Origin of the sequence: Pseudomonas sp. NFPP07 (assembly GCF_900115645.1) — a bacterium.
GTDB lineage: Bacteria > Pseudomonadota > Gammaproteobacteria > Pseudomonadales > Pseudomonadaceae > Aquipseudomonas > Aquipseudomonas chlororaphis.
This window is the reverse complement of sequence record NZ_FOXG01000008.1, coordinates 403,153-425,859: the sequence shown is the minus strand read 5'-3', so window position 1 is coordinate 425,859 and position 22,707 is coordinate 403,153. Positions and strand designations below refer to the sequence as shown.

General features: G+C 66.3%; 19 protein-coding genes. 12 read left to right on the top strand and 7 right to left on the bottom strand.

All coding sequences use genetic code 11. The features are described 5' to 3' along the window. Window positions 1-315: 315 nt before the first annotated feature. The 4 genes from BM019_RS22500 to BM019_RS22485 all read left to right on the top strand — a co-directional run bounded on the left by BM019_RS22500 (window position 316) and on the right by BM019_RS22485 (window position 5,559). Window positions 316-1,335, top strand: coding sequence for a fimbrial protein (locus BM019_RS22500; RefSeq protein ID WP_092420414.1), 1,020 nt, complete (start codon window positions 316-318; stop codon window positions 1,333-1,335). A gap of 162 nt (window positions 1,336-1,497) precedes the next feature. Next, window positions 1,498-2,019, top strand: coding sequence for a sigma-70 family RNA polymerase sigma factor (locus BM019_RS22495; RefSeq protein WP_092420411.1), 522 nt, complete (start codon window positions 1,498-1,500; stop codon window positions 2,017-2,019). Beyond that, window positions 2,016-2,975 carry a FecR domain-containing protein gene (locus BM019_RS22490; RefSeq protein ID WP_092420408.1) on the top strand — a complete coding sequence of 320 codons (960 nt, stop codon included), beginning with the start codon at window positions 2,016-2,018 and terminating at the stop codon, window positions 2,973-2,975. Before BM019_RS22495 ends, BM019_RS22490 begins: the two co-directional genes overlap by 4 nt. Window positions 2,976-3,078: 103 nt before the next feature. After that, a complete protein-coding gene (locus BM019_RS22485) occupies window positions 3,079-5,559 on the top strand; it encodes a TonB-dependent siderophore receptor (RefSeq protein WP_092420406.1) in 2,481 nt (826 codons plus the stop codon). A gap of 58 nt (window positions 5,560-5,617) precedes the next feature. Here the strand turns inward: BM019_RS22485 and BM019_RS22480 are convergent, their stop codons facing one another. After that, window positions 5,618-7,270, bottom strand: coding sequence for a hypothetical protein (locus BM019_RS22480; protein WP_092420403.1), 1,653 nt, complete (start codon window positions 7,268-7,270; stop codon window positions 5,618-5,620). Between the two features lie 56 nt (window positions 7,271-7,326). On the opposite strand from BM019_RS22480, the gene BM019_RS22475 reads away from it, so the two are divergent. The 6 genes from BM019_RS22475 to BM019_RS22455 all read left to right on the top strand — a co-directional run bounded on the left by BM019_RS22475 (window position 7,327) and on the right by BM019_RS22455 (window position 13,194). Next, entirely contained in the window at window positions 7,327-8,676 is a 1,350-nt protein-coding gene (locus BM019_RS22475) for a hypothetical protein (RefSeq protein ID WP_092420401.1), read from the top strand. Between the two features lie 248 nt (window positions 8,677-8,924). Further along, window positions 8,925-9,368: a CopD family copper resistance protein gene (locus BM019_RS22470; RefSeq protein ID WP_092420398.1), complete on the top strand. Its 444-nt coding sequence runs from the start codon at window positions 8,925-8,927 to the stop codon at window positions 9,366-9,368. Between the two features lie 91 nt (window positions 9,369-9,459). Then, window positions 9,460-10,818, top strand: a complete 1,359-nt coding sequence (locus BM019_RS22465; protein ID WP_092420395.1) for an oxygen-independent coproporphyrinogen III oxidase — start codon at window positions 9,460-9,462, stop codon at window positions 10,816-10,818. Between the two features lie 344 nt (window positions 10,819-11,162). Beyond that, window positions 11,163-12,353 (top strand): NnrS family protein, encoded by a 1,191-nt coding sequence (locus BM019_RS22460; protein WP_092420393.1) that lies wholly within the window; start codon window positions 11,163-11,165, stop codon window positions 12,351-12,353. A 26-nt stretch (window positions 12,354-12,379) separates the two neighbouring features. Continuing rightward, the gene (locus tag BM019_RS31205; RefSeq protein WP_275668617.1) at window positions 12,380-12,502 is read left to right on the top strand and encodes a hypothetical protein; all 123 of its coding nucleotides are present in this window, start codon (window positions 12,380-12,382) and stop codon (window positions 12,500-12,502) included. Then, a complete protein-coding gene (locus tag BM019_RS22455; protein ID WP_175510710.1) occupies window positions 12,499-13,194 on the top strand; it encodes an anaerobic ribonucleoside-triphosphate reductase activating protein in 696 nt (231 codons plus the stop codon). The genes BM019_RS31205 and BM019_RS22455 overlap by 4 nt, the downstream gene beginning before the upstream one ends. 54 nt (window positions 13,195-13,248) lie before the next feature. Here BM019_RS22455 and soxR read toward each other — a convergent pair whose 3' ends face one another. Further along, window positions 13,249-13,734, bottom strand: a complete 486-nt coding sequence (soxR, locus tag BM019_RS22450) for a redox-sensitive transcriptional activator SoxR (RefSeq protein ID WP_092420387.1) — start codon at window positions 13,732-13,734, stop codon at window positions 13,249-13,251. A 156-nt stretch (window positions 13,735-13,890) separates the two neighbouring features. Here soxR and BM019_RS22445 point away from each other — a divergent pair, with 156 nt between their 5' ends. Next, window positions 13,891-15,027: an efflux RND transporter periplasmic adaptor subunit gene (locus BM019_RS22445; protein ID WP_239691095.1), complete on the top strand. Its 1,137-nt coding sequence runs from the start codon at window positions 13,891-13,893 to the stop codon at window positions 15,025-15,027. A 12-nt stretch (window positions 15,028-15,039) separates the two neighbouring features. Then, on the top strand, window positions 15,040-18,183 hold the full coding sequence (locus BM019_RS22440; protein WP_092420381.1) for an efflux RND transporter permease subunit: 3,144 nt from the start codon (window positions 15,040-15,042) through the stop codon (window positions 18,181-18,183). A 76-nt stretch (window positions 18,184-18,259) separates the two neighbouring features. Here BM019_RS22440 and BM019_RS22435 read toward each other — a convergent pair whose 3' ends face one another. From BM019_RS22435 to BM019_RS22415, 5 genes are all read right to left on the bottom strand, one after another. Then, entirely contained in the window at window positions 18,260-19,093 is an 834-nt protein-coding gene (locus BM019_RS22435) for an enoyl-CoA hydratase/isomerase family protein (protein WP_092420378.1), read from the bottom strand. A 151-nt stretch (window positions 19,094-19,244) separates the two neighbouring features. Beyond that, a complete protein-coding gene (locus BM019_RS22430) occupies window positions 19,245-20,531 on the bottom strand; it encodes a cation:proton antiporter (RefSeq protein ID WP_092420375.1) in 1,287 nt (428 codons plus the stop codon). Between the two features lie 12 nt (window positions 20,532-20,543). Next, window positions 20,544-20,987: an acyl-CoA thioesterase gene (locus tag BM019_RS22425; RefSeq protein ID WP_092420372.1), complete on the bottom strand. Its 444-nt coding sequence runs from the start codon at window positions 20,985-20,987 to the stop codon at window positions 20,544-20,546. Next, the gene (locus tag BM019_RS22420) at window positions 20,977-21,765 is read right to left on the bottom strand and encodes a glutathione S-transferase family protein (protein WP_085530599.1); all 789 of its coding nucleotides are present in this window, start codon (window positions 21,763-21,765) and stop codon (window positions 20,977-20,979) included. The genes BM019_RS22425 and BM019_RS22420 overlap by 11 nt, the downstream gene beginning before the upstream one ends. Beyond that, window positions 21,762-22,706 carry a DMT family transporter gene (locus BM019_RS22415; protein ID WP_085530600.1) on the bottom strand — a complete coding sequence of 315 codons (945 nt, stop codon included), beginning with the start codon at window positions 22,704-22,706 and terminating at the stop codon, window positions 21,762-21,764. Before BM019_RS22415 ends, BM019_RS22420 begins: the two co-directional genes overlap by 4 nt. Window position 22,707: the final 1 nt, after the last annotated feature.

Sequence of the window (22,707 nt, the reverse complement as noted above, 5' to 3'; positions counted from 1 at the left end):
GTAGGGCCTGACGGGGAGGGCGCAAGGCTTCGCAAACAGGGCCCTGGCGTTTGGGGGCGTGTGGCTGCCTCAAGGCCGAGCAGGGGCAAGCTCGCTTGATGGGGAGGGAAAGTTCGATCGGTCAACGCAGAAAGATCTGTTGAGCAAGCTGTCTTGTACAGAGCTTGTCTTAAGGATATTTCATCATTTTCATGGGTAAGAATCTTCAGTTTTCTGTAGAAAATAGATCAATTTATTGCGAATTATCTTATTTAGACTGTTGAAGCTTCTATGTAGCGTTGCTGCACAGGTCGTTCAATTCTCGAGGGACATTTCTTGTTCAGTATTCGTGGTCTCAGTGCCTGGACTGTCTGGCTTGCAGCGGCTGGCAGCCTGTTTTCCCCGTACTCGGTCGCTGCCCTTTCCGATGTCTGCCTTCCTTTCGGTCCCGCTGTTATCAGTGTTCCTTTTTCCAGCTCGCTGGTTGTGCAACGGGACGTCCCGGTTGGCGGCGTACTGGCATCCGTGGAGGTCAAGACCCCTATTCGATGCAATAACCGCTACTTTCCAACCGGGGGCTATGCCCAATACTTCAAGTCGTCTTCCAATGCGGCGGTTGGGGTCAGTCGTGGGGCATTCAGGACGAGCAACAGTGGGATCGGATTGAGGTGGAACCTGTCGGCGCCCACGGGAAACTATTCGTTCAGCAGTACCGATCTCAACAGCACCAGTCCCATGGTTGGCGTCGCCTTTCCTTATCTGGGAGGGGACAAATATTACGCGCTCCAACACACCTTCGAGTTGATCAAACTGGGGGATGTGGCCGGGGGAAGTTTTCGATTTCCAGACTTCTCGGTGATGAGCAGCCCTGACTCTCTCCTGGGTGGCCTGTATGACAAGAAGCTCAACACCTTCACTTTTCCCCTGATCAATGTGGCGGTGTCGTCCTGCTTCGTGATGGAGAACAGCGTCCTGGTGAAGATGGGCAGGGTCGATGCCAACAGCTTTCGCGGCCCGGGCAGCATGGCGCAAGAAAAGAACTTCTCCATCGACCTGCGCTGCGATGCGGAAGCCAGGATCAATCTGACCCTGGATAATACCTATCAGGTCGGTGGCTACCCGGGAACCATCAGGTTGGCCTCTTCGGCGCAGTCGGCGACAGGGGTCGGCATCCAAATACTCAATGCTTCCATGGCAAACCACACGCCAATGCTTCTGGGGCAGCCACAGATGATGGGGCTGGCCAGTGGCGGGATCAATTCGTTGAAGTTGGCGGCCCGGTACATCCAGGTTGCCAGTAAGGTTTCCAGTGGCAAGGCCGACGGCACCCTGACCTTCGTCCTCAGCTACCTTTGAAGGCCGTGAACGCTTGCTGTCATGGCGGTTCCGTGTCGCGATCAAGGACAGCCAGCCCCAAGGTCGAAGGGGAGGGTTGTCGCGCCCACAGGTATTTGTTGCAAGCCACGATGACGTACATGACAATGCGAGTCATTATCAGTCGCGAATTATTCCATCGTCATGCCCGCCAACGACTTGTCCTTACGCAGTGCTGTCAACGATCTGTATTGTGACCATCACGGTTGGCTCCAGGGCTGGCTGTGCAAGCGCCTGGGCAACGCCTTCGATGCCGCGGACCTGGCCCAGGACACCTTCGTCCGGGTGATCAAGGCCCGCTCCGCGCTGGACATCCGCGAGCCGCGCTCGTACCTGTCGATGATTGCCAAGGGCCTGCTGATCGACCTGTTTCGCCGGCGCTCGCTGGAGCAGGCCTACCTTGACGTGCTGGCCGCCATGCCCGAAGCCCTGCAGCCGTCGCCGGAGGAACAGGCGATCCTGTTCCAGGCGTTGATGGAGATCGACCGCCTGCTGCAAGGGTTGGGGCCGCGGGTCAAGCAGACCTTTATCCTGTCGCAGTTCAGTGGCCTGACCTACCCGCAAATCGCCGAGCAACTGGGCGTCAGCGTGCGCACGGTGAACAACCACATGGCCAGGGCCATGGAGCATTGCTGCCTGATGCAGATCCAGTTGCAACTCCCATGAGCCTGCCCGCCGAAGAAATGAAAGCCATCGGTGTCGCGGCGCGCTGGTATGCCCGCCTGCATTCCGGCACCGCGACCGACGCCGACCGGGCCGCCTGGGACAGCTGGCTGGCGGCCGATCCACTGAATCGCCAGGCCTGGCAGAGAATGGCCGCCGTGGCCGAGCAGATGGCCAGCGTGCCGGGCGCCCTGGCGGCGCCGACCTTGAGCCAGGCCGGCAATCGCTCCCGACGCCAGGTGCTGCGCAGCGCCTGGCTGCTGACCTGCGCCGGTTCCCTGGGCTGGCTGGGCTGGCGCAGCCAGGCCGCGCAGAACCTGATGTGCGACTACCGCACCCGGGTGGGCGAGCGCCGCGAATTGCGCCTGGCGGACGGCAGCAGCCTGCTGCTTAACACCGACACCTCGGTCAACCTGCGCTTCGATGGGCGCCAGCGGGTGCTGGAGCTGCTGTGGGGCGAGATCCTGGTGAGCACCGCGCCTGATCCATTGCTGCGGCCCTTCAAGGTGGTCACCCGCCACGCCGAGGTGTTGGCGCTGGGCACGCGTTTTATCGTGCGCAGCCAGCCCGGGGGCGGCGAGGTGGCGGTGCTGGAAAAGGCGGTGGAGGTCAGCGTGCCGGGCGGCGGTTCGGCAATGCGGGTCGAGGCCGGCAAGCGGCTGGCGTTCGACGAGCGGAGCCTGGGCACGCCACGGGGCAACGATGTCTCGGTGGGCGCCTGGCAGCAGGGCAGCATCATCGCCATCGACCGGCCCTTGGCGGCGCTGCTCAACGACCTGTCGCGCTATCGCCCCGGCGTGCTGCGTTGGGACCCGGCCATCGGCGACCTGAAAGTCTCCGGGGTCTTTCCCATCGATGACACCGACCTCGCCCTGGCGGCGCTGGAGAGTGGGTTTGCCTTGCGCGTGACCCGCTACAGCCGTTTCTGGGTCCAGGTCGCCCGGGCCGATTCGCGCTGAACAGGCGCCTTGGATAAAAAATTCTGCGGCGCCTGCACTTTTCGACCGCACCGTTCGGCTCATCCCTCAGTGAGTTGTCATTGACCGTTTTGGGGGAGGGAGCATGTCTCGGGTGAACGCGCCAGGTCGTCTGGCGAACGCAGTGAAAGTCGCTTTGCTGGCAACCACCATGGCCAGCGCCTGTTCGGCGAATGCCGAGCCGGCCACAGGAGCCGCGGCGCAGCAGAGCCAGGTCCGCGCCTACGACATTGGCGCCGGCAGCCTGGTGGATGTGCTGACCCGTTTTTCCAGCGCCGCCGGGGCGGCGATTTCCTTTGATGCACAGCAAACCCAGGGCCGGCAATCGCCCGGGCTCAAGGGCCAGTTCGGGGTCGACGAAGGTTTCGCGCGGATTCTGCGCGGCAGCGGCCTGCGCGCCGAGCCCCAGGCCAACGGCAGCTATGTGCTGCGCGCGGTGCCGGTGCTCGGCTCGGCGCTGGAACTGGGCGCCACCAACATCGACGGCCAATTGCTGGGGGCGACCACCGAGGGCAGCGGCTCCTACACCACCGGGGCGGTGACCATCGGCAAGGGCCAGCACTCGCTGCGCGAGACCCCGCAATCGGTGACGGTGATGACCCGCAAGATGCTCGACGACCAGAACCTGCACAGCATCGACCAGGTCATGGAAAAGACCCCGGGCATCACCGTCTACGACTCGACCATGGGCGGCAAGTATTTCTACTCCCGCGGCTTTCGCATGTCGGGCCAGTATCAGTACGACGGTGTGCCGCTGGACATGGGCAACCTCTATGTCCAGGCCGACAGCTTCAGCGGCGACATGGCCTATTACGACCGGGTGGAAATCCTCCGTGGCGCCGCCGGGATGATGAAAGGCGCGGGCGGCACTGCCGGCGGGGTGAACTTCGTGCGCAAGCGTGGCCAGAGCACGCCGCAGACCGAAGTCACCTTGTCCGGTGGCAGTTGGGACAATTACCGCGGCCAGGTCGACACCGGCGGCCCGCTCAACGAGTCCGGCACCCTGCGTGGCCGCGCAGTGGTGGCCGAGCAGAGCCGGCGTTACTTCATCGACGACGCCAGTCGCAAGGACCAGGTGTATTACGGTGCGCTCGACTTCGACCTGAGCCCCGACACCACCCTCGGCCTGGGCATCGCCTATGAAGACGTCGACGCCAACCCGTGCTGGGGCGGCCTGCCGCGCTACAAGGACGGCAGCGACCTGAAACTCAGTCGCTCGACCTGCCTCGATCCGTCCTGGAACACCTGGCGCAGCAAGCGCACCACGGTGTTCAGCGACCTCAAGCACCAGCTCAACGACGACTGGGCGCTGAAGGTCGCCGGCGTCTACACCAAGAACACCCAGGACATCAAATACACCTTCGCCTCCGGCTCGGTGACCCCCGGCGTCGACACCACTGGCATGCTCGGCAGCATGTACGACTACGACCAGGTCGATTACGGCCTCGATGCCTACCTGGATGGCAAATTCACCGCGTTCGGCCTGCAGCATGAGCTGGTGGTGGGGGTCAACGGCAGTCGCGCGGACAAGGACGATTTCTTCTCGGTAGCCTTGCTGCCGCAGCGGCAGAACGTGTTCAACCCGGACCGGCATATCCCCGAACCGGACGACAACTACTTCATCGAGAACTCGACCCGCGGTGGCCCGGTGAAGACCGTCACCGAGCAGCGCGGCCTGTACTCGACCCTGCGGCTCAAGCTGGCGGAACCCCTGACCTTCGTCGTCGGCGGCCGGGTGAGCTGGTACCGCTCGAAAAGCGATTCGGTGTTCCTCAGCTCGGGCACCTCGGAGCACGCCAGGAGCACCGAGACCGGGCAGGTCACGCCCTTTGCCGGCCTGTTGCTGGACCTCAACGACAACCTGACCGCCTATGCCAGCTACGCGGAGATCTTCACGCCCCAAGGCAACTACCGCTCGGAAAGCGGCTCGGCGCTCAAGCCGCTGGTGGGGGAAAGTTATGAGCTGGGGATCAAGGGCGAATGGTTCGAAGGGCGCCTGAACAGCGCCTTCAACCTGTTCCAGACCGTGCAGAAGGACCTCGCGCAGACCGACTACAACTCCAGCTGTGCGTCATCGGACGGCTACTGCTACCTGAACTCCGGCAAGGTCCGCGCCCAGGGCTTCGAAGCCGAAATCAGCGGCGAGGTCATCGAGCGCCTGCAACTGCTGGCCGGCTACACCTATACCCAGACCAAGACCCTGGACGACATCGACAGCGGGCTCAATGGCGCCGCGTTCAACAGCTATGTGCCGCGCCATGTGCTGCGCCTGTGGGGCGACTATGCCCTCGATGGCGCGTTCGAGCGCTTCAGCATCGGCGCCGGGGTCAACGCGCAAAGCGATAACTTCCGGGTCTCGCCGGCCACCGGCGAAAAAATCACCCAGGCCGGCTACGCGGTGTGGAACGGCCGCATCGGCTACCGCATCGACGACACCTGGTCGCTGGCGCTCAACGGCAACAACCTGTTCGACAAGCGCTACTACGCCACCATCGGCACCGAGACCTTCGGCAACTACTACGGCGATCCGCGTAACTTCACCATGACCCTCAAGGCGCAGTTCTGAGTCGCTCAGCCAATAAAAAACGCCACTCCCGGGAGTGGCGTTTTTGTCTGCGGCCGGCTCAGCCGATTTCCACCCATCCCCGGGCATCGCCAGCGGCCAGCAGATCGGCGACCGGCCTCACCGCAATCCGGCCATCCACGGTGCCCAGCGCCAGCTGTCCGTCGCGGGCGTCCATGGCGTGGATGAGGGTCGGCAAGCCGTCGATCCGCGCCTTGGCGTTCAGCCGTAGCTGCCCGCTGCGGGCATCGATCAGCATGAGCGTTCCGTCCAGGAAAGCCGCCGCCACCAGGCCGGCTTCGGGCAGGTGGACGATCGCGCTGGGCGAGGCCGGGGTGGGATGCCGCCACAGTTCCTGGCCGCGCTCCAAGAGCCGGCGGTAGATGAAGCCCTGGTACGCATCGCCGACCGAAGGGTTGTAGTGCTGGCCGGCGATAACCACACCCGCGCCCAGGGCATCCGCCACATAAGCGCCGCGGCATTCCATGGCGTGGCTGGCCCGGGTGCCGTCCTGCTTGAGCAGCGGCCAGAGTCTTTGCACGGCCCCGTCGGGCTGGACGATGCACAGGTGCTTGTGTTCATGGGAACTGGCCGGGGTGCCCTGGAGCGCGAACAGATGGGGGGCGCCGCTGATGCCGATGTAGTGGTTGAAGCAGTCGTAGTGGCCGACATCGACGGGCTGCACGTTGTCGCGAGCGGGGTCCAGCAGCAGATCGACGGCCTTCGAATCGGGGCTTCTCAATCGGTTGCGCCGCCCCAGCAGACGGCCGTCGCTGGCGGCCGAAAAGGTGTATTCATCGTCGTATTCCTGTACCAGGACCAGGCCATTGCCTGTCAGGGCATACACGCGGGAATCGCGGCGATAGGCCTCGGGCCCGTCCTGCACCAGCACCCCGTGCACATGCACGCCGGCCCCGCGCAGGATCTCGGCGCCGTAGCCCGAACCGCCATGGTGGGCGAGCCGGCTGCCGTCCGTGCTGTAGATGTCCAGCAGGCAGCCGTCGTGGGTAACGCCTATACGGTCCGGACCGAGCCAGGCGATATCGCGGATCGCGCCTCGGCATTCCAGCTCGGGCACACCCAGCCAATGGGCCAGGCGCGTGGCCGGTAGGCGCTGGTCATCTGCGGCAAGGCCCGAGGCAGCGACGGTCGCGGCCGAGTCCAGTTCCAGCACCGCGGGCGTTTGCCCAGCCCAGGCTGCCTCGCTGTCATTGGCCTGCACCAGGAACAGGGTGTCGAGGATCACCGACCAGTCGCTGTCGTCCAGCCCGTCCCATTCTTCGTTCCATGGCCGCACCCAGGCGTCGATCCGCTCGCCGCTGGCGTCGTAGCGGCAGCGCACCACTTCGGGAATATCGGCAAAAGGACGCCGGCTTTCGCCGGTCTGCCAGTTCCACACCGCCAGCTCGCCTTCGAACAGGTAGCCGCCGTCATAGCGGCCGGCGCCGATCACGATGCGGGGCAGGGTGGGGTGGAAACCCACATCGTTGATCGGCAGGCACAGTTCGTCGAAGATGGCGAACGGCACCGGCTCGCCACGTCGGTACAGGCCGAACCGATAACGCAAGCCGGTGCCGCCATAGGCCGCCCGCGCGGGCGGATTGACCAGCAATGCAAACTCCGAGACCACGGCGGCGATATCCCCCGCCGGGTTGAAGAACGCGCCGGTGATCCTGCCGGTTCCGCGCAAGGTGGGGTCCATGATGCTGGTCATTGCTGCTCCCTGAGTGGTGCTGTATCGATGTGTCGTTTCATTTCCATGGAGGGAGAATGCTCATTCAAACAATCCTGTTTTTCGCCAATCCGGCTAGCAGAGCGACCCTGCGGCGCGCCATCGCGACCGCTGCATTGCTGGTGGCCTCGTCTGTTGCGCCCCTGCAGGCGGCGTCGCTGTCATTGGAGGTCGAACTGGCCGACAGCTCCATTGCCTACCTCGATGAATCGACCCAGGCGCGATTGTGGCCGCAAGTATGGACGGGGGCCGAGCTCGTTGCCTATTACTTCCCCTCTATCGGTAGCAAGGGCAAGACGCAGAAGACGCGGCCCAGCTTGCAACTGTTCACCTGCATGGTCGGTACCGCCTGTGTCCCGGCGCCTCGTTTCGAGATGGAAAGCTTGCCGGTGCGGCGCCAAGTGACGGTTCGCGCACAGGTGTTGCAGGGCAGTGCGGGGCAGCCGCTAAAGCTGCGCTTCGAGTTGCCCGAAACACCTGCCGAGCATTACAGCTTCAGCCATGCCGAATTGCGCGCACCGGCGGAGGCGCTGTGGCGCGAGCCCTTGTTTACAAACTGGGCCCGCGATTTGTCGTGGGAGGCACGGCGGGGATTCTCCAAGCGACGCAAGCAACCCCTGAGTATTGCGCTGGTCTTCCCGAAGCAGGATGTACCCGGTTATCAGATGGTGGATCTCGCCGTCAGAACGCCAGGGGGAGATAGCCACCCTGGCGATCCTATGGCGGTGACGACCTTGCGTGCCAACCTGAAGGCGCCGGACGGCAGCGTGCGACAGATGGCATGGCCGGGGCACTTGAGCCTGGACCTGCAGGAACGGCTTGAGGCGTCGCCGGACTGGGCCAGGACCGGCCGCGTGCCGGCTGCCGTCAAGCTCAATCAGTTTCCCTGGCGACTCTCTTCGTATAGTGCCAAGGAACGCATCAGCACCGTCGTGATGCCGGACAGCACACCGCGCTGGTATGGCTTGAAGCACTACAACGCGCCCAAGGGTGTGTGGTTGCATCTGACCCAAAGCGGTCCCCTCGCGCAGGTGGAACTGCTGGCCGAAGCGGGCGCTGAGCGGGCGATCGAGGGGCACGTGCCGGTCAAGCGCGAAACCTGGCTGTTCTTCGCAGGCAAGCTGATGCGCTACCGCGGGCAATTGCATTACAACAATGAGCCCCCGCTGCCCGGCACTGAGTGGCGGATGGACTGGAGCAATGGCGAGCGACTGGAGGCGAGCGCCGCGAATGTGTCGCCCAATTCACTGAGCAAACAGCTGCCGGATTGCCGCTGGGATGGTTGCCGGAAAAACCTGGCCGAAGCTCAGGCCCAGTTGGCGGCGAGCGATGCGCAGCTGCAATCGGAAGGCGAACGCTACCTGCGGCTTGCGGGTTATCGCGATTGAAGCGGCGGATCATGGGTGCGGTCGCTCTTTAGGCCTTCAGTGAATGGGGTGATGACGACCCTCTCGGGGACTTGTGGCTTTCTTGATTGACGTCAACCGCGCCGGCGGGGCGGGGCGGTAGTCTCGCGGCAACGTGCGAGGCCGGGGCGATTCCGCCTGGTCCGAGCCCATCGAGGTGGCGTTCTTTCCCACGCTGACCGGCGGTTGAGGCGCTGGCCCAGGCCGCGCAACTCTGATTCGGAGGGCCTATGATCTATCCGCTGCTGCTCACCCTGCACCTGCTCGCCGCGCTGGTCTTCATCGGCACGGTATTCTTCGAGGTGCTGTTCCTGGAACACATCCGCCAGCAACTGCCGGCCAAGCTTATGGTGCTGCTCGAACAGGGCATCGCCCGGCGTGCCCGCCAACTGATGCCCTGGGTCCTGCTGGTGCTGTTCGGCGCCGGGCTGGGCATGGTCTGGGTGCGTTACCTGCCGGTGCTGGCGGCGCCCTTGGCGTCGTCGTTCGGCACCTTGCTGCTGCTGAAGATCCTGCTGGCCGCCAGCGTGCTCGGGCACTTCCTGGTGGCCATGCTGCTGTTCCGGAGCGGGCGCATGAATGCCCGCTATTCGCGCTTTATCCATCACAGCCTGTTCGGCCATATGCTGCTGATCGTGCTGCTGGCCAAGGGCATGTTCTACCTGAACTGGTAGGCCGGCGGCGCCCCACGCTTGATGCAAGTCAAGGAGCCCCGGGCGTTAACGCCGGACACTGGCCCTCCACCGCCAGCCATGGAGCCCTGTCATGCCTGATCTACTCCCGCACCGCAGCGAGCCGGTCGTTCGACGCGATCAAGGCGTGCTCGATCCCAATGGCCATGCCGACACCCGCCGCTTTCACGGCGGCATCGGTTCCCTGGACCTGCTGCGGGCATTGCGCAACAGCCGGCAGAAGCGCCGGCCGCTGTCCTTGAACGTGCAGTTCCCGCCGCGCCTGTCGGGCGCGGCGGTGGACGCTGGCGCAAGCTACCTGCGGCGGCTGGAACGCGAGATCGACCTGGTGGGCTGCCACCTGGGGCCGGAGCAGCGCATCGAACAGTTCCACCTGGGTGGCGGCACCCCGGAGGCGGCGCAACTGCAACGCTTGATGCAGCACCTGCGCCAGCGCTTCCACTTCCTCGAACACGATTGCGGCGACTACAGCATCGACGTCGACCTGCACCCCACCGACTGGGCGACCATGGGCCTGTTGCGCGAGCAGGGGTTCAACCAGGTCAATATCGGGGTGCCGGATATTGGCAGCGACAGCCAGCTGTCGGTGGCCTGCTACCAGGACCCGGCGCCCATCCATTCGCTGATCGATGCGGCGCGGACCTTCGGTTATCGCTCGGTGAATGTCGACCTGGGCTACGGCCATGCCTGGCAGACCCCTTCGAGCTTCGCCTCGAAGCTCGGCACCCTGATCGAGCTGGAGCCCGACCGCCTGCAGGTGTTCGACTATGCCCGGCCACCGTTGCGCTACCGGCGCCAGGGCCAGGAGCGCCCTGCGGCGGCCTGCAGCCAGGAGGCCAAGGAGACGATGCGGCGCATCTGCTTCGAGCGCCTGCTGGCGGCGGGTTACCAGTACATCGGCCTGGGCCAGTTCGTGCGCCCCGACGACGACCTGATGATGGCCCAGGAGCGTGGCCGACTGCGCCGCAACTGCCAGGGGTTTACCTGCCACGGCTACTGCGACCATGTGGGTTTCGGCCTGGGTGCCATCAGCCAGTTCGACGAGCTGTATACGCAGAACAGCGAGCTGCTCGACGACTATCTGCAACAGCTGGACCTGGGCCAGCTGGCGACCCGTCGCGGCTGGCGCTGCGAGGCCGGCGACCAGGTCCGGCAATTGGTCATGGAGCGTCTGGCGTGCGACCTGGAGCTGGACATCCTGGCCATCGAAAGCCGCTACGGGCTGATCTTCCGCCAGTACTTCGCGTCCGCCTGGCTGCGCCTGCAACAGCTGAGTTGGAATGGCCTGGTGGAGCTTTCGGAGCGCTTCATCAGCATCCTGCCCGCCGGCCGGCTGGAAGTGGACAACATCTGCCAGCTGTTCCAGGAGGACCTGGACAGTCCGGGGCAAGCCTGCGGTTGCGAGTGCGTGGAGCCCGATTGCGAGCGTTGATTGCAGGGGGAATGCCAAAGGCGTAGTCAAAAGGACTTGGCGATTTCGGGTGCAAATGACTAGCGAATGGTCATTTTGACCCTCGCGCTGTAAGGCGAGCCTCGGCACCGCGCCGGCCGCAACCCCGGCCCGCCGGCCTATGGCCGTTCCTGGTGGTGATCGGGCCCTGGGGCACGGCCCTTGCACTGCTGGAAAGGATGGCGGGCACAACCGCCCGCCGCATCCCGGGCAAGCTTGATGGGCGACAACGGCAAGGGCGCGCCAATGGCCGATGATGGCCGGGGATTTCATTCGCCGCGTGTCGACCGTCGCCGGGTCGCACGCTGGGTAAAGGAGTGGGCTTGATGCAAGTACTTGAGCGTCGTGCGGCGCTGGCGATCGTGCCGCTGTTACGCCTGGCCTTCCGGCCGTTTTTCCTCGCCGGTTGTGTCCTGGCGCTGCTGGTGGTGCCGCTGTGGCTGACGGCGCTGCAGGGCGCCCTGGGCGACTGGCAACCGGCGGGAGGCTGGCTGGGCTGGCACCGCCACGAACTGCTGTTCGGTTTCGGCCTGGCGATCATCGCCGGCTTCCTGTTGACCGCGGCGCAGACCTGGACCGGCCAGCCGGGCCTGAGCGGCCAGCCGCTGGCGGCCCTGGCCTTGCTCTGGCTGGCCGCGCGCCTGGCCTGGCTGGGCAGCGCGCCCTGGCCGTTGCTGGCCGTGCTGGAACTGGGGTTTCCCCTGGCGTTGGCCGGGTTGATGGGCCGCATGCTGTGGAAGGTGCGCCAACAGCGCAACTACCCGATTGTCCTGGTGCTGCTGTTGCTCGCCGCGGCGGACGGCCTGTCGGTGGCCGGCCTGCTGCAAGGCCATGAAGGCTGGCAGCGCCAGGGCGTGCTGAGCGGCCTGTGGCTGGTGGCGGCGATGATGAGCCTGATCGGCGGGCGGGTGATTCCGTTTTTCACCCAGCGCGGCCTCGGTCGGGCCGCGGCCGTGGCGCCCTGGCCATGGCTCGATTACCTGCTGCTGGCGGGCTCGGCCCTGGTGGCGCTGCTGTATGCCGTCGGGCCGGCGCTCATCGCCAATACCTGGGTTGGCGCGCTGTTCCTGCTGCTGGCGGCCGCGCATCTGCTGCGGTTGTGGCGCTGGCAGGACCGCGGGCTGTGGCGCGTGCCGCTGCTGTGGTCGCTGCACCTGGCCTACGGCTGGCTGGCGCTGGCGTGCCTGGGCATGGCGCTGTGGCATTTCGGCGCGCCGCTGAACCCCAGCCTGGCCGTGCACGGCCTGACCATCGGCGCCATGGCCGGGTTGATCCTGGCGATGATCGCCCGGGTCAGCCTGGGCCATACCGGGCGGCCGCTGGAGCCGCCAGCAGGGATGACCCTGGCGTTCATCCTGCTCAATCTGGCCTGCCTCAGCCGGGTGCTGCTGGTGCTCTGGCTGCCGGTGGCGGCGTTGTGGCTGGCGGGCCTGTGCTGGGCCCTGGCCTTTGCCCTGTACGTCTGGCGCTACGGGCCGATGTTGCTGCGGGCGCGGGTCGACGGGCACCCGGGGTGAGCGCAGAGCAAGCAAGGAGAAGGGCAATGATCTACCCCAGGTTACCGGTCACCCATTTGCTGGCGGCCTTCGGTCTTATCGGCACGCGGTTCTTCGAGGTGTGCAGCCTGCACGTCACCGAACAGGCGACCGCGGCAGGGCGCCCATGAGCCGAAAGATGCGGGTCGGGGGCATGGTGCCCCTGACCACTCTCGACTACCCGGGGCTGCTCGCCTGCGTGCTGTTCTGCCAGGGCTGCGCCTGGCGTTGCCGCTACTGCCACAACCCGCAACTGATCCCGCCGCGCGGCAGCGAGGAGCTGGACTGGTGCCGGGTCCTGAGTTTCCTGCAACGCCGCCAGGACCTGCTGGACGCGGTGGTGTTCAGTGGCGGCGAGCCGACCCTGCAGGACGGTTTGCCGGCGGCGATGGAGGAAGTGCGCGCCATGGGGTTGCGCATCGGCCTGCACAGCGCCGGCATCAAGCCGGCGGCCTTTGCCCGGGCGCTGGCCGGCGCCGACTGGGTCGGCTTCGACGTCAAGGCCCTGGCCGAAGACGGCCCGATGATTACCGGCGTGCCGGGCAGCGGCAAGGCCAACTGGCGCAGCCTGGAGCTGCTGCTGGCCAGCGGCGTCGACTACGAATGCCGCACCACCGTGCACTGGCACCTGTTGCAGCCGGCCCGCCTGTTGCTCCTCGGCCAGCGCCTGCAAGCCCTGGGGGTCAAGCGCTTCGCGGTGCAGATGGTGCGCACCGCGCGCATGCTCGACCCGCAATTGCCGAGCACGCCGCAACAGGTGCTGGTACCGGACCTGTGGCAGCACCTGCGCGAGATGTTCCCGGTGTTCGTGTTGCGCGGCTAAGGCGCTGGCGCGGATGGGACGGTCGCCGCCGGGGAGGGCAGGCGACTTCCTCGATCAATCGGCCTGCGGCTCGCCGGGGATCGCGATTTTCTGGTCCCCCATCCAGCGCCGGGCGCCGCAGCCGTTGCGCGAGTAGATGTCCTCGGGGTTGTTGAGCTGGCAGTGTTCCATCGACATGCAGCCGCAACCAATGCATTCCTCCAGGCTCATGTTCAGCCGTTCGAGTTCGGCGATGCGTTGCTGCACCCGGGTTTTCCAGGTGGCGGTCAGGCGCCGCCAGTCCGCGCCCGCCGGGGCGGTGTTGATGGGCAGGCCGGTCAGTTGCTGGATGATTTCATCCAGCGAGAAACCGATGCGCTGGGCGAACACGATGTAGGCGATGCGCCTGAGGATCGAGCGTGGGTAGCGGCGGTGGCCGCTGCCCACGCGGATCGAGTGGAGCAACCCGCGGGTCTCGTAGAAACGCAGGGCCGAGGCCATGACGCCACTACGCCGGGCCACTTCGGTGATGGTCAGCAGCGGTTCGCTGGGCTTTTTCATGGGGCCTCCGAAGGGGCTTTACTTAAAGTTAGCTTTAACTTTTATATTCCGTCTGCCTATAAATCAACACCTCTGGTGCAGCGGGAGTCCACGTTCATGAATCGAATTCGCCGAGTAGTCGGTCGAGGCTGTTCTTCAACCCATCGATTGGGCGCGTTGTGCCTCCTCTTGGCGCTGGGCGGCTGTGACGAAAAGGGCGAGCCGGTCGCCGCCGCGGCGCCGGTGGTCGAGGTGACGACCGTGAGCGTGCAGGCGGTGCGTGAGTGGGACCTGTTCAATGGCCGTATCAGTGCGATCGACGCCGTCGACCTGCGGCCACGGGTCAGCGGTTATGTCGACCGGGTGGCGTTTCGCGAGGGCGACGAGGTGGAAAAGGGCCAGACCCTGTTCGTCATCGATCCGCGTCCTTACCGCGAGGCGCTGGCCAGTGCCCAGGCCCGGCTGGCCCGGGCCCGCGCCACGGTGCGCCTGGCCAGCGAGCAGGACCGCCGCGGCCAGGCCCTGGTCAAGCAGTCGGCGCTGTCCCGGGAGGAGGGCGACATTCGCAGCGCCTCCCTGGCCCAGGGCGTGGCGGACGTGAACGCGGCCGTCGCCGAGGTGGCCACGGCCCAGCTCAACCTCGACTTCACCCAGGTCCGCGCGCCGTTTTCCGGGCGTGTCGGCCGGGCCATGCTGACCCTCGGCAACCTGGCCCAGGCCGATCAGAGCGTGCTGACCAGCATCGTTTCCCAGGACCCGATGTACGTCTATTTCGACGCCGACGAGCAGAGCCTGCTGCGCTACACCGAGCTGCTGAGCAAGGGCCAGCGCCCGGGGGTGAGCAATACCGTGCGGGTGGGTCTTGCCAACGATGTCGGGACCTTCCCCCTGACCGGCACCGTGGACTTCCTGGATAACCAGGTCGACCCGGCCACCGGCACCATCCGCGTGCGCGCGGTGCTGCCCAACCCCGAGCGTCGGCTGACCGCGGGCCTGTTCGCCCGGGTACGTCTTGAAGGCGGCAGCGAGACCCATGCGGTGCTGATCGACGATCGCGCGGTGCAAACCGACCAGGACCGCAAATACGTGTACGTCATCGGCCCGCAAAACCAGGCCCTGCGCAAAGACGTGACCCTGGGCCGCCAGCTCGATGGCCTGCGGGTGATCAGCGCCGGGCTGGCCGCCGGCGACCGGGTGGTGCTGAACGGGGCGCAGAAGATCTTCTACCCGGGCATGGCGGTGGAGCCCAGGGACATCGCCGCGCCGCCGCAGCAGGCCGCGGCCGCCGCGCCCCAGACACCCTTGGCGAATTAAGGAAGAGCAGCCATGGATTTTTCCAAGTTTTTCATCGACCGACCGATCTTCGCCATCGTCCTGTCGATCATCATTTTCGCCCTCGGCCTGATCGCCATCCCGGTGCTGCCGTCGGGGGAATACCCCGAGGTGGTGCCGACCAGCGTGGTGGTGCGCGCCACCTACCCGGGGGCGAACCCCAAGGAGATCGCCGAGTCGGTCGCCGTGCCCCTGGAAGAGGCGATCAACGGCGTCGAAGGGATCATGTACATGAAGTCGGTCACCGGCTCCAACGGCAGCCTGGCGCTGAGCATCACCTTCGTCCCCGGCGTCGATCCGGACACCGCCGCGGTGCGCGTGCAGAACCGCGTGAGCCAGGCGCTGTCGCGGCTGCCGGAAGAGGTGCGGCAGTATGGCGTGACCACCCAGAAGCAATCGCCGACGCCGCTGATGTACGTCAGCCTGCTGTCCCCGGACAACAGCTACGACTCGCTGTACCTGCGCAATTACCTGACCCTGCACGTCAAGGACGAGCTGTCGCGGCTGTCCGGGATCGGCGATGTCGGGGTCTACGGTTCGGGCGACTACGCGATGCGCATCTGGATGGACCCCAACAGCCTGTCGGCCCGGGGACTGACCGCGGCCGACGTGGTGAACGCGATCCGCGAGCAGAACGTGCAGGTCTCGGCCGGCCAGCTGGGCGCCGAGCCTTCGCCCCAGGGCGCCGACTTCCTGGTGTCGATCAGCGTGCGCGGGCGCTTGCGCAGCGAACAGGAGTTTGCCGATATCGTCCTCAAGAGCGGGGCGGACGGGCAGCTGGTGAAGCTGTCGGATGTGGCCCGGGTCGAGCTTGGCGCGGGCGACTACACCCTGCGCGCGCACCTGGACGACCGCAACCAGGCGACGGTGGGGATTTTCCTCTCGCCGGGGGCCAACGCCTTGCAGGTCGCCGAGGCGGTCTACGGCAAGCTCGACGAACTGTCCCGGCATTTCCCCGAAGGCGTGGCCTACAAGGCAGTGTGGGACCCGACGGTGTTCGTCCGGGAATCCATCAGCGCGGTGCAGCACACCCTGATGGAAGCCGTGGTGCTGGTGGTGCTGGTGGTGATCCTGTTCCTGCAGACCTGGCGCGCCTCGATCATCCCGCTGATCGCGGTGCCGGTGTCGGTGATCGGCACCTTCGCCTGGCTGTATTTGCTGGGGTATTCGATCAACACCCTGACCCTGTTCGGCCTGGTGCTGGCCATCGGCATCGTGGTCGACGACGCGATTGTGGTGGTGGAAAACGTCGAGCGCTTCATCGAAAAGGGCTACGACCCGCGGGAGGCGGCGCACCGGGCGATGAAGGAGGTGTCCGGGCCGATCATCGCCATCGCCCTGGTGCTGTGCGCGGTGTTCATTCCCATGGCCTTTCTCTCCGGCGTCACCGGCCAGTTCTACAAGCAGTTCGCGGTGACCATCGCGATTTCCACGGTGATCTCGGCGATCAACTCCCTGACCCTGTCGCCGGCCCTGGCGGCCAAGCTGTTCAGGCCCCACGGCGCGCCGCAGGATTGGCTGGAGCGGGGCATCCAGAAGGTGTTTGGGGGCTTTTTCCGCGCCTTCAATCGGATGTTCAAACGCCGCTCCGAGGGTTATCACGGCCTGGTGTCCTACTCCCTGGGGCGGCGCGGCTCGGTGTTCTTCCTCTACGCCTTGCTGCTGATCGGCACGGCCTGGATGTTCAATCTGGTGCCGGGCGGTTTTATCCCGACCCAGGACAAACTCTACCTGTTCGCCGGCGCCAAGCTGCCGGAAGGCGCGTCCCTGGCCCGCACCGATGCGGTGACCCGCGAGCTGATCGAGACGGCACTCTCGGTGGAGGGCGTGGAGACCGTGCCGGCCTTCAGCGGCCTGAATGCCTTGCAATCGGTCAACACGCCGAATGTCATGGCCGCCTACGTGATCCTCAAGCCGTTCGACCAGCGTGAGCGCGGCGCGGTGGAGATCAATGCCGAACTCAACGCCAAGCTGTCCCAGGTCCACGAAGGTTTTGCCTATGCGCTGTTGCCGCCGCCGATCCAGGGGCTGGGCAACGGTTCGGGGTATTCGCTGTACCTCGAGGACCGCGCGGGCCTGGGTTACGGCGCCCTGCAGAATGCCTTGAGCGCCTTCCAGGCCGCGGTGGCGCAGACCCCGGGCATGACTTACCCGGTCAGTTCCTACCAGGCCAACATCCCGCAGCTGGAGGTGCAGGTGGACCGGGTCAAGGTCAAGGCGCAAGGGGTGTCGTTGAGCGATGTGTTCAATACCTTGCAGACCTACCTGGGCTCGGTCTACGTCAATGACTTCAACCTGTTCGGCCGGGTCTACCGGGTCATGGCCCAGGCCGACAGCTCCTACCGGCAGACCGCCGAGGACATCGGCAACCTGCGGGTGCGCAACGACCGGGGCGAGATGGTGCCGCTCGGCGCGATGATCACCGTGACGCCCAGCTACGGCCCCGATCCGGTGGTGCGCTACAACGGCTACCCGGCGGCCGACCTGATCGGCGACTCCGATCCCAAGCAGCTGTCGTCGGGCCAGGTGATCGCCAAGCTGGAAGAGATCGCCGCCCGGGTATTGCCCCGCGGCATCACCCTGGAATGGACCGACCTGAGCTACCAGCAGGTCACGCAGAGCCATGCCGCGGCGGTGGTGTTCCCGCTGGCGGTGATGCTGGTGTTCCTGGTCCTCGCCGCCCTGTACGAGAGCTGGACGCTGCCCCTGGCGGTGATCCTGATCGTGCCGGTGTGCATGCTCGCGGCCTTGTCGGGGGTGTGGCTCAGCGGCGGCGACAACAACGTCTTCGTCCAGGTGGGGCTGGTGGTGCTGATGGGCCTGGCCTGCAAGAACGCGATCCTGATCGTCGAGTTCGCCCGGGAGCTGGAGCTCCAGGGCAAGGGCATCATCGAGGCGGCGCTGGAGGCTTGCCGCCTGCGCCTGCGGCCGATCGTCATGACCTCGGTGGCGTTCATCGCCGGCTCCGTGCCCTTGCTGATCGGCAGCGGCGCGGGCAGCGAGATCCGCCGCGCCACTGGCGTCGCGGTGTTCTCCGGCATGCTCGGGGTGACCCTGTTCGGCCTGTTCCTGACCCCGGTGTTCTACGTCGCCTTGCGCAAGCTGGCGGTGCGCTACGCGCCGGCGGTCACGGCGTAGCAGGCAGCCCGGGGGGCGAGGCGGGTGCCCCGGGTCTGTCATTCTTGACCGCCGGCGTCGCGGCTTGCCGCAGCCCTCAATCCCTGGTCAACCCCGGCGTCTGGGCCGGTGCGTCGTCGCGCAGGTCCGGGTGGTCGCGCTCGCGGAAGCGGCGCAGTCCTTCCTGGGTTTCCGGCTCATGGATGGAGCGGTTGAAACACTCGGCTTCGATGCGCAGGCCCTCGGCCAGGGGCTGGCCGTAGCCGCGGATGACGGCTTCCTTGTCCGAGCGCATGGCGGGCTGGGGCAGGGTGCAGAGCAGGCGCGCCAGTTCCAGCGCGCGCTCCAGCGAGCGGCCCTTGGCGACGACCTCGTTGACCAGGCCGATAGCCAGCGCCTCGCTGGCGCAGATCACCTTGCCGGTGAGGATCAGCTCCAGCGCCCGGCCCATGCCGACGATGCGTGGCAGGCGCTGGGTGCCGCCATCGCCCAGGCCGATGTTCCAGCGGCGGCAGGTCACGCCGAAGGTGGCGTGTTCCTCGGCGATGCGCATATCGGCGAAGCAGGCCCACTCCAGGCCGCCGGCGTAGGCCACGCCGTTCACCGCGGCGATCACCGGCTTGTAGATATCCGTCCAGCGGCTCGGGCCGATGATCCCGGGGCGCTCGCCGCGATTGTGCGCGGCGATCTCGTCCGCGGTGGTGGGCACCAGGTCGAGCGCCGCCTTGAGATCGCCGCCGGCACAGAAGGCCTGGTCGCCGGCACCGGTGATGATGGCCACGAGGGCGTGCGGATCGTCGCGAAAACGGCTCCAGGCCTCGATCAGTTCCAGGTGGGTGGTGGGGCCGATGCAATTGCGTTTCTGCGGCCGGTTGAAACGGATGATCCTGATCGGTCCCTGGGTTTCGTAGTCGATTTCGGTGAAGGCCATGACCGCCGCACCTCCTGTGGTTGGCGAGGGAAGTCCAGTGCCCGGCCAGGCTTTCGGGCGCAGGCAAGGCACAACCTGCGAGTGTAGCCGGCGGGTTTCCCGGCTCTGTGCCGTGCCTGATTTTTATGCGGGATACCCGGTCGGCCGATGCTTACCGATCGGAGGTCTGCAGCTCGCCTTTCGCCAGGGCGGATGGAAGGGCCTCGATCCTGGCCAGGCGCCGGAGCAGCGGGGTGGTCATCAGGGTGGTGGCGATGGCCACCATCAACAGCAGGAAGAACGCGCTCTGGGAGATCAGCCCCATGTCCAGGCCCACGGAGAGCACGATGATCTCGATCAGGCCACGGGTGTTCATCAATATCGCGACGCTGCGCGAGACCTCCACCGACAGGCCGGCCAAGCGTCCGGCGAGGTAGCAGCCGGCGGTTTTGCCCAGCACCGCGGCGACGAAGAAGGCCAGCAGCCACAGCCAGCTGTCGAGCGGCGCCAGGGCGCCGAGGTCCATCTTCAGCCCGGTGGCGGCGAAGTAGAAGGGCACCAGCCCGATATTGACGAAGCCTTCCATATGGCGGTGCCAGTGCTGGCGCCGCTCGCGCAGCAACCAGCCGGCGATCAGCCCGCCCAGGGCGCTGTGCAGGCCGATCAGGGTGGTGATCCAGCCACACAGCAGGGCGGTCGCCAGCATCAGCGCCATGCTCATATCGGCGGCGGGGGCCGCGCTGCGGGTCGCGGGCAGCCGCGTAAACAAGGTGTGCAGCAGCGGGCGCAGGCCCCAGCGGGCGAGGGCGAGGAACAGGACGATGAAGCTCAGCTGGCGCAGCACCCCGAACAGCGAGCTGTCGCTGCTGGACAGGGCGACGATGACCGTCAGCAGCACCCAGCCAATGATGTCGGTGATGGCGGCGGCCGCGATGCCGACGGTCCCGGCCAGCGAGTGCTCCAGCCCCAGGTCGCTGATAATTCGCACCAGCACCGGCAGGGCGGTGATCGACAGCGCAATGCCGCAGAACAGCACGTAGCCGAGCCTGGGCTGGGCGGGCGCCAGGGCGGAGTGGGAGAGCAGGCCGACCATGGCCCCGAGGGCAAAGGCCAGGATCACCCCGCCGGCGGCCACCGCGAGGGCGCTGAAGCCGATCTTGTGGCTGTCCAGGTGATGGCTGTCGAAGCGCAGGCCGATCTGGAACATCAGCAGGACCAGGCCGATATTGCCCAGGGTCTCGATGCCCAGACGGATGGCTGCCGGAAACACCGCCGCATGCCACTGCGCGCCGAGGGCCATTAGCAGGCAGGGGCCCAGCAGGATGCCCACGCAGATTTCGCCGATCACCCGCGACTGCCCCCAGCGGGCCAGCAGCGCACCACACAGCTGGCTGGCGACGATGATCACCGCCAGCTGGAAAAACGGCAGGGCCGAGAACAGTTGCTGTAGCGTCGACATGGCGTCCTCCGCCTATTTCACCGCGAACGAGTCCGCGGCCGTGGTCAGGGCGCTCAAGCGGCGCCGTGCCTCTTCGCCAAAGGGTTTCGAGCGCCGGCTCTGGGCATCGATCTGCACGATCACGGTGCTGGCCAGGGCCGCGCAGCGTCCGTCCTGGAACAGCGCCTGCTCCAGGGTCATCGAGCTTTTGCCGAGGTTGGCGACCCGGGTGCCGATCTGCACCGTGCCGGGCCAGCGCAGTTCGGCGCGCAGGTCGAGCTCCAGGCGCGCGATGACAAATTCGCTGCCGGGTTCGGCGAGCGGCGCATGCGGGTCATAGATGATCTCCACCCGCCCGGTTTCCAGGAAGGTGGCGAACACCGCGTTGTTCACATGGCCCTGGCGGTCGGTATCGGCGTAGCGGATCTTGTCCGAGGAACGGACGGCGAAGTCGTGCAGGGCGGGATCATTGGACATGGCGTGCTCCAGTCTCGATAGGGGTGGCCAGGGTGGCCGCGCGCGCCAGCCCGCCAAAGGCGTCCAGCAGGCGTTCGCGCCAGGCATGCAGGGCGTCGTTGGGGGCCAGCAGTTCTTCGCCGCTGGTGCAGCGCGCCCACATGAACATGCCGAACACACAATAGTCGGCGTAGGCCGGGGCTTCGCCGGCCAGGAAGGGCTGGCCCTTGAGGGTTTGGCGAAGCGGGGTCAGGACTTGGCGCAGTTGCTCCAGGTGCTGAGCCTGGGGGGCCACCAACTGTTCCAGCGAGGTGCCGAAGTGCGCTTCGCGGGAGCTGCGGAAATAGGCCCGGTCCTCGGCGGCCAGTTGCGCGTAGACATCCAGCAGGATCACCCGGGCCACGGCGGGCAGCAGCATGCTGTCGGCCCAGCGGTTGACGAAAGCCGACAGCGCGATGGCCTCACGGCCGCCGAACAGGGACGGGCGCTCGGGGTAACGCTGCTCCAGGTGCAGGGCGATGCGCCAGGAGTCGCTGATGCTCTGGTCCCCATCCACCAGCACCGGGACCGCGCCTTGTCGGGAGAAGGCGATACGCGCCTTGTCGCTGAAGCGCCAGGCGATGCGCTGGCTTTGCAGCCCCTTGTGGGCCAGGGCCATGCGGGTCTTCCAGCAGTGCGGGCTGAAGCGCAGGTCCGGGTCGGCGCCGGCCAGTTCGTAGAGGGTCAGGGGTGCGCTGCTCATACTGGGTTTTCCTTGGTTGTGGACAGTGGCCGCTGTCCGCTCATGCAGGTCGTTCATGGCGTGGGTCCTGGTGGCCTGGGCGTCGGCTGGCCGATGGCGCCCGGCAGCGGGCGCGGGCGTTGCGGCAGCAGGGTCAGGAGCATGCCGGCGGTCACCACCAGCAAGCCGGCGATGGCAGTGCTGTCCGCGCGCTCGCCGAGTAGCAGGGCGGCCAGCACCATGGCCGTGCCCGGCACCAGCGCGGCGAAGGTGGAACCGAGCGCAGCACCGAGCAACTGGACCGAGCGGCTGTAGAAGAACAACGCCACCGTCGACACCAGCAGGCCCTGGTAGACCACCTGAATGCCGATATCCCAGAGCGGCGCCTGGAGGATCCGCAGCCCGCGGCTGCCCAGGTAGACCGGCAGGTACAGGACCATCGAGCACACCGAGACGATCGCGGTGGCGTGCAGCGCATCGCTGCCGGACCATTTCGACACCAGGGTATAGATCGCCCACAGCAGGCCGCCGAGCAGGAACATCAGGTAGGCGTAGGGCGAGGCCTGGGCCCCGGCGAAACTGTGCCAGCCGGCCAGCAGCACGCCGCCGATGATCAGCGCGGTGCCGGCGTTCGCCCGGGCGCCGAGGCGGGTGCCGAACAGCCGCGCGCTGATCAGGATCGACAACAGGATCATGCTGCCGGGAGTCACCACCGCGAACAGTTCCACCGGGGCCAGGGCCAGCCCCTGGGCCACCACCAGCATGTACGGCGCGCCGATGCCGACGACCATCAGGCCGATGGTTGTCCAGCTCAGGCCCCGACGGCCATGGCGGAGCAGGTACGGCAGCAGGATCAGCCCGGAGACGCCGTAGCGGATGCAGGTGATGTCGTAGGCATCCAGCGGCGTGCGGGTCAGCCCCAGCCGGGTGACCACCGGGAACGCGCCCCAGATCAGGGCCGCGGCGAGGCCGCACAGAATGCCGGCCCAACGCTGTTCGGGACTGACGGTAAGCGTCATG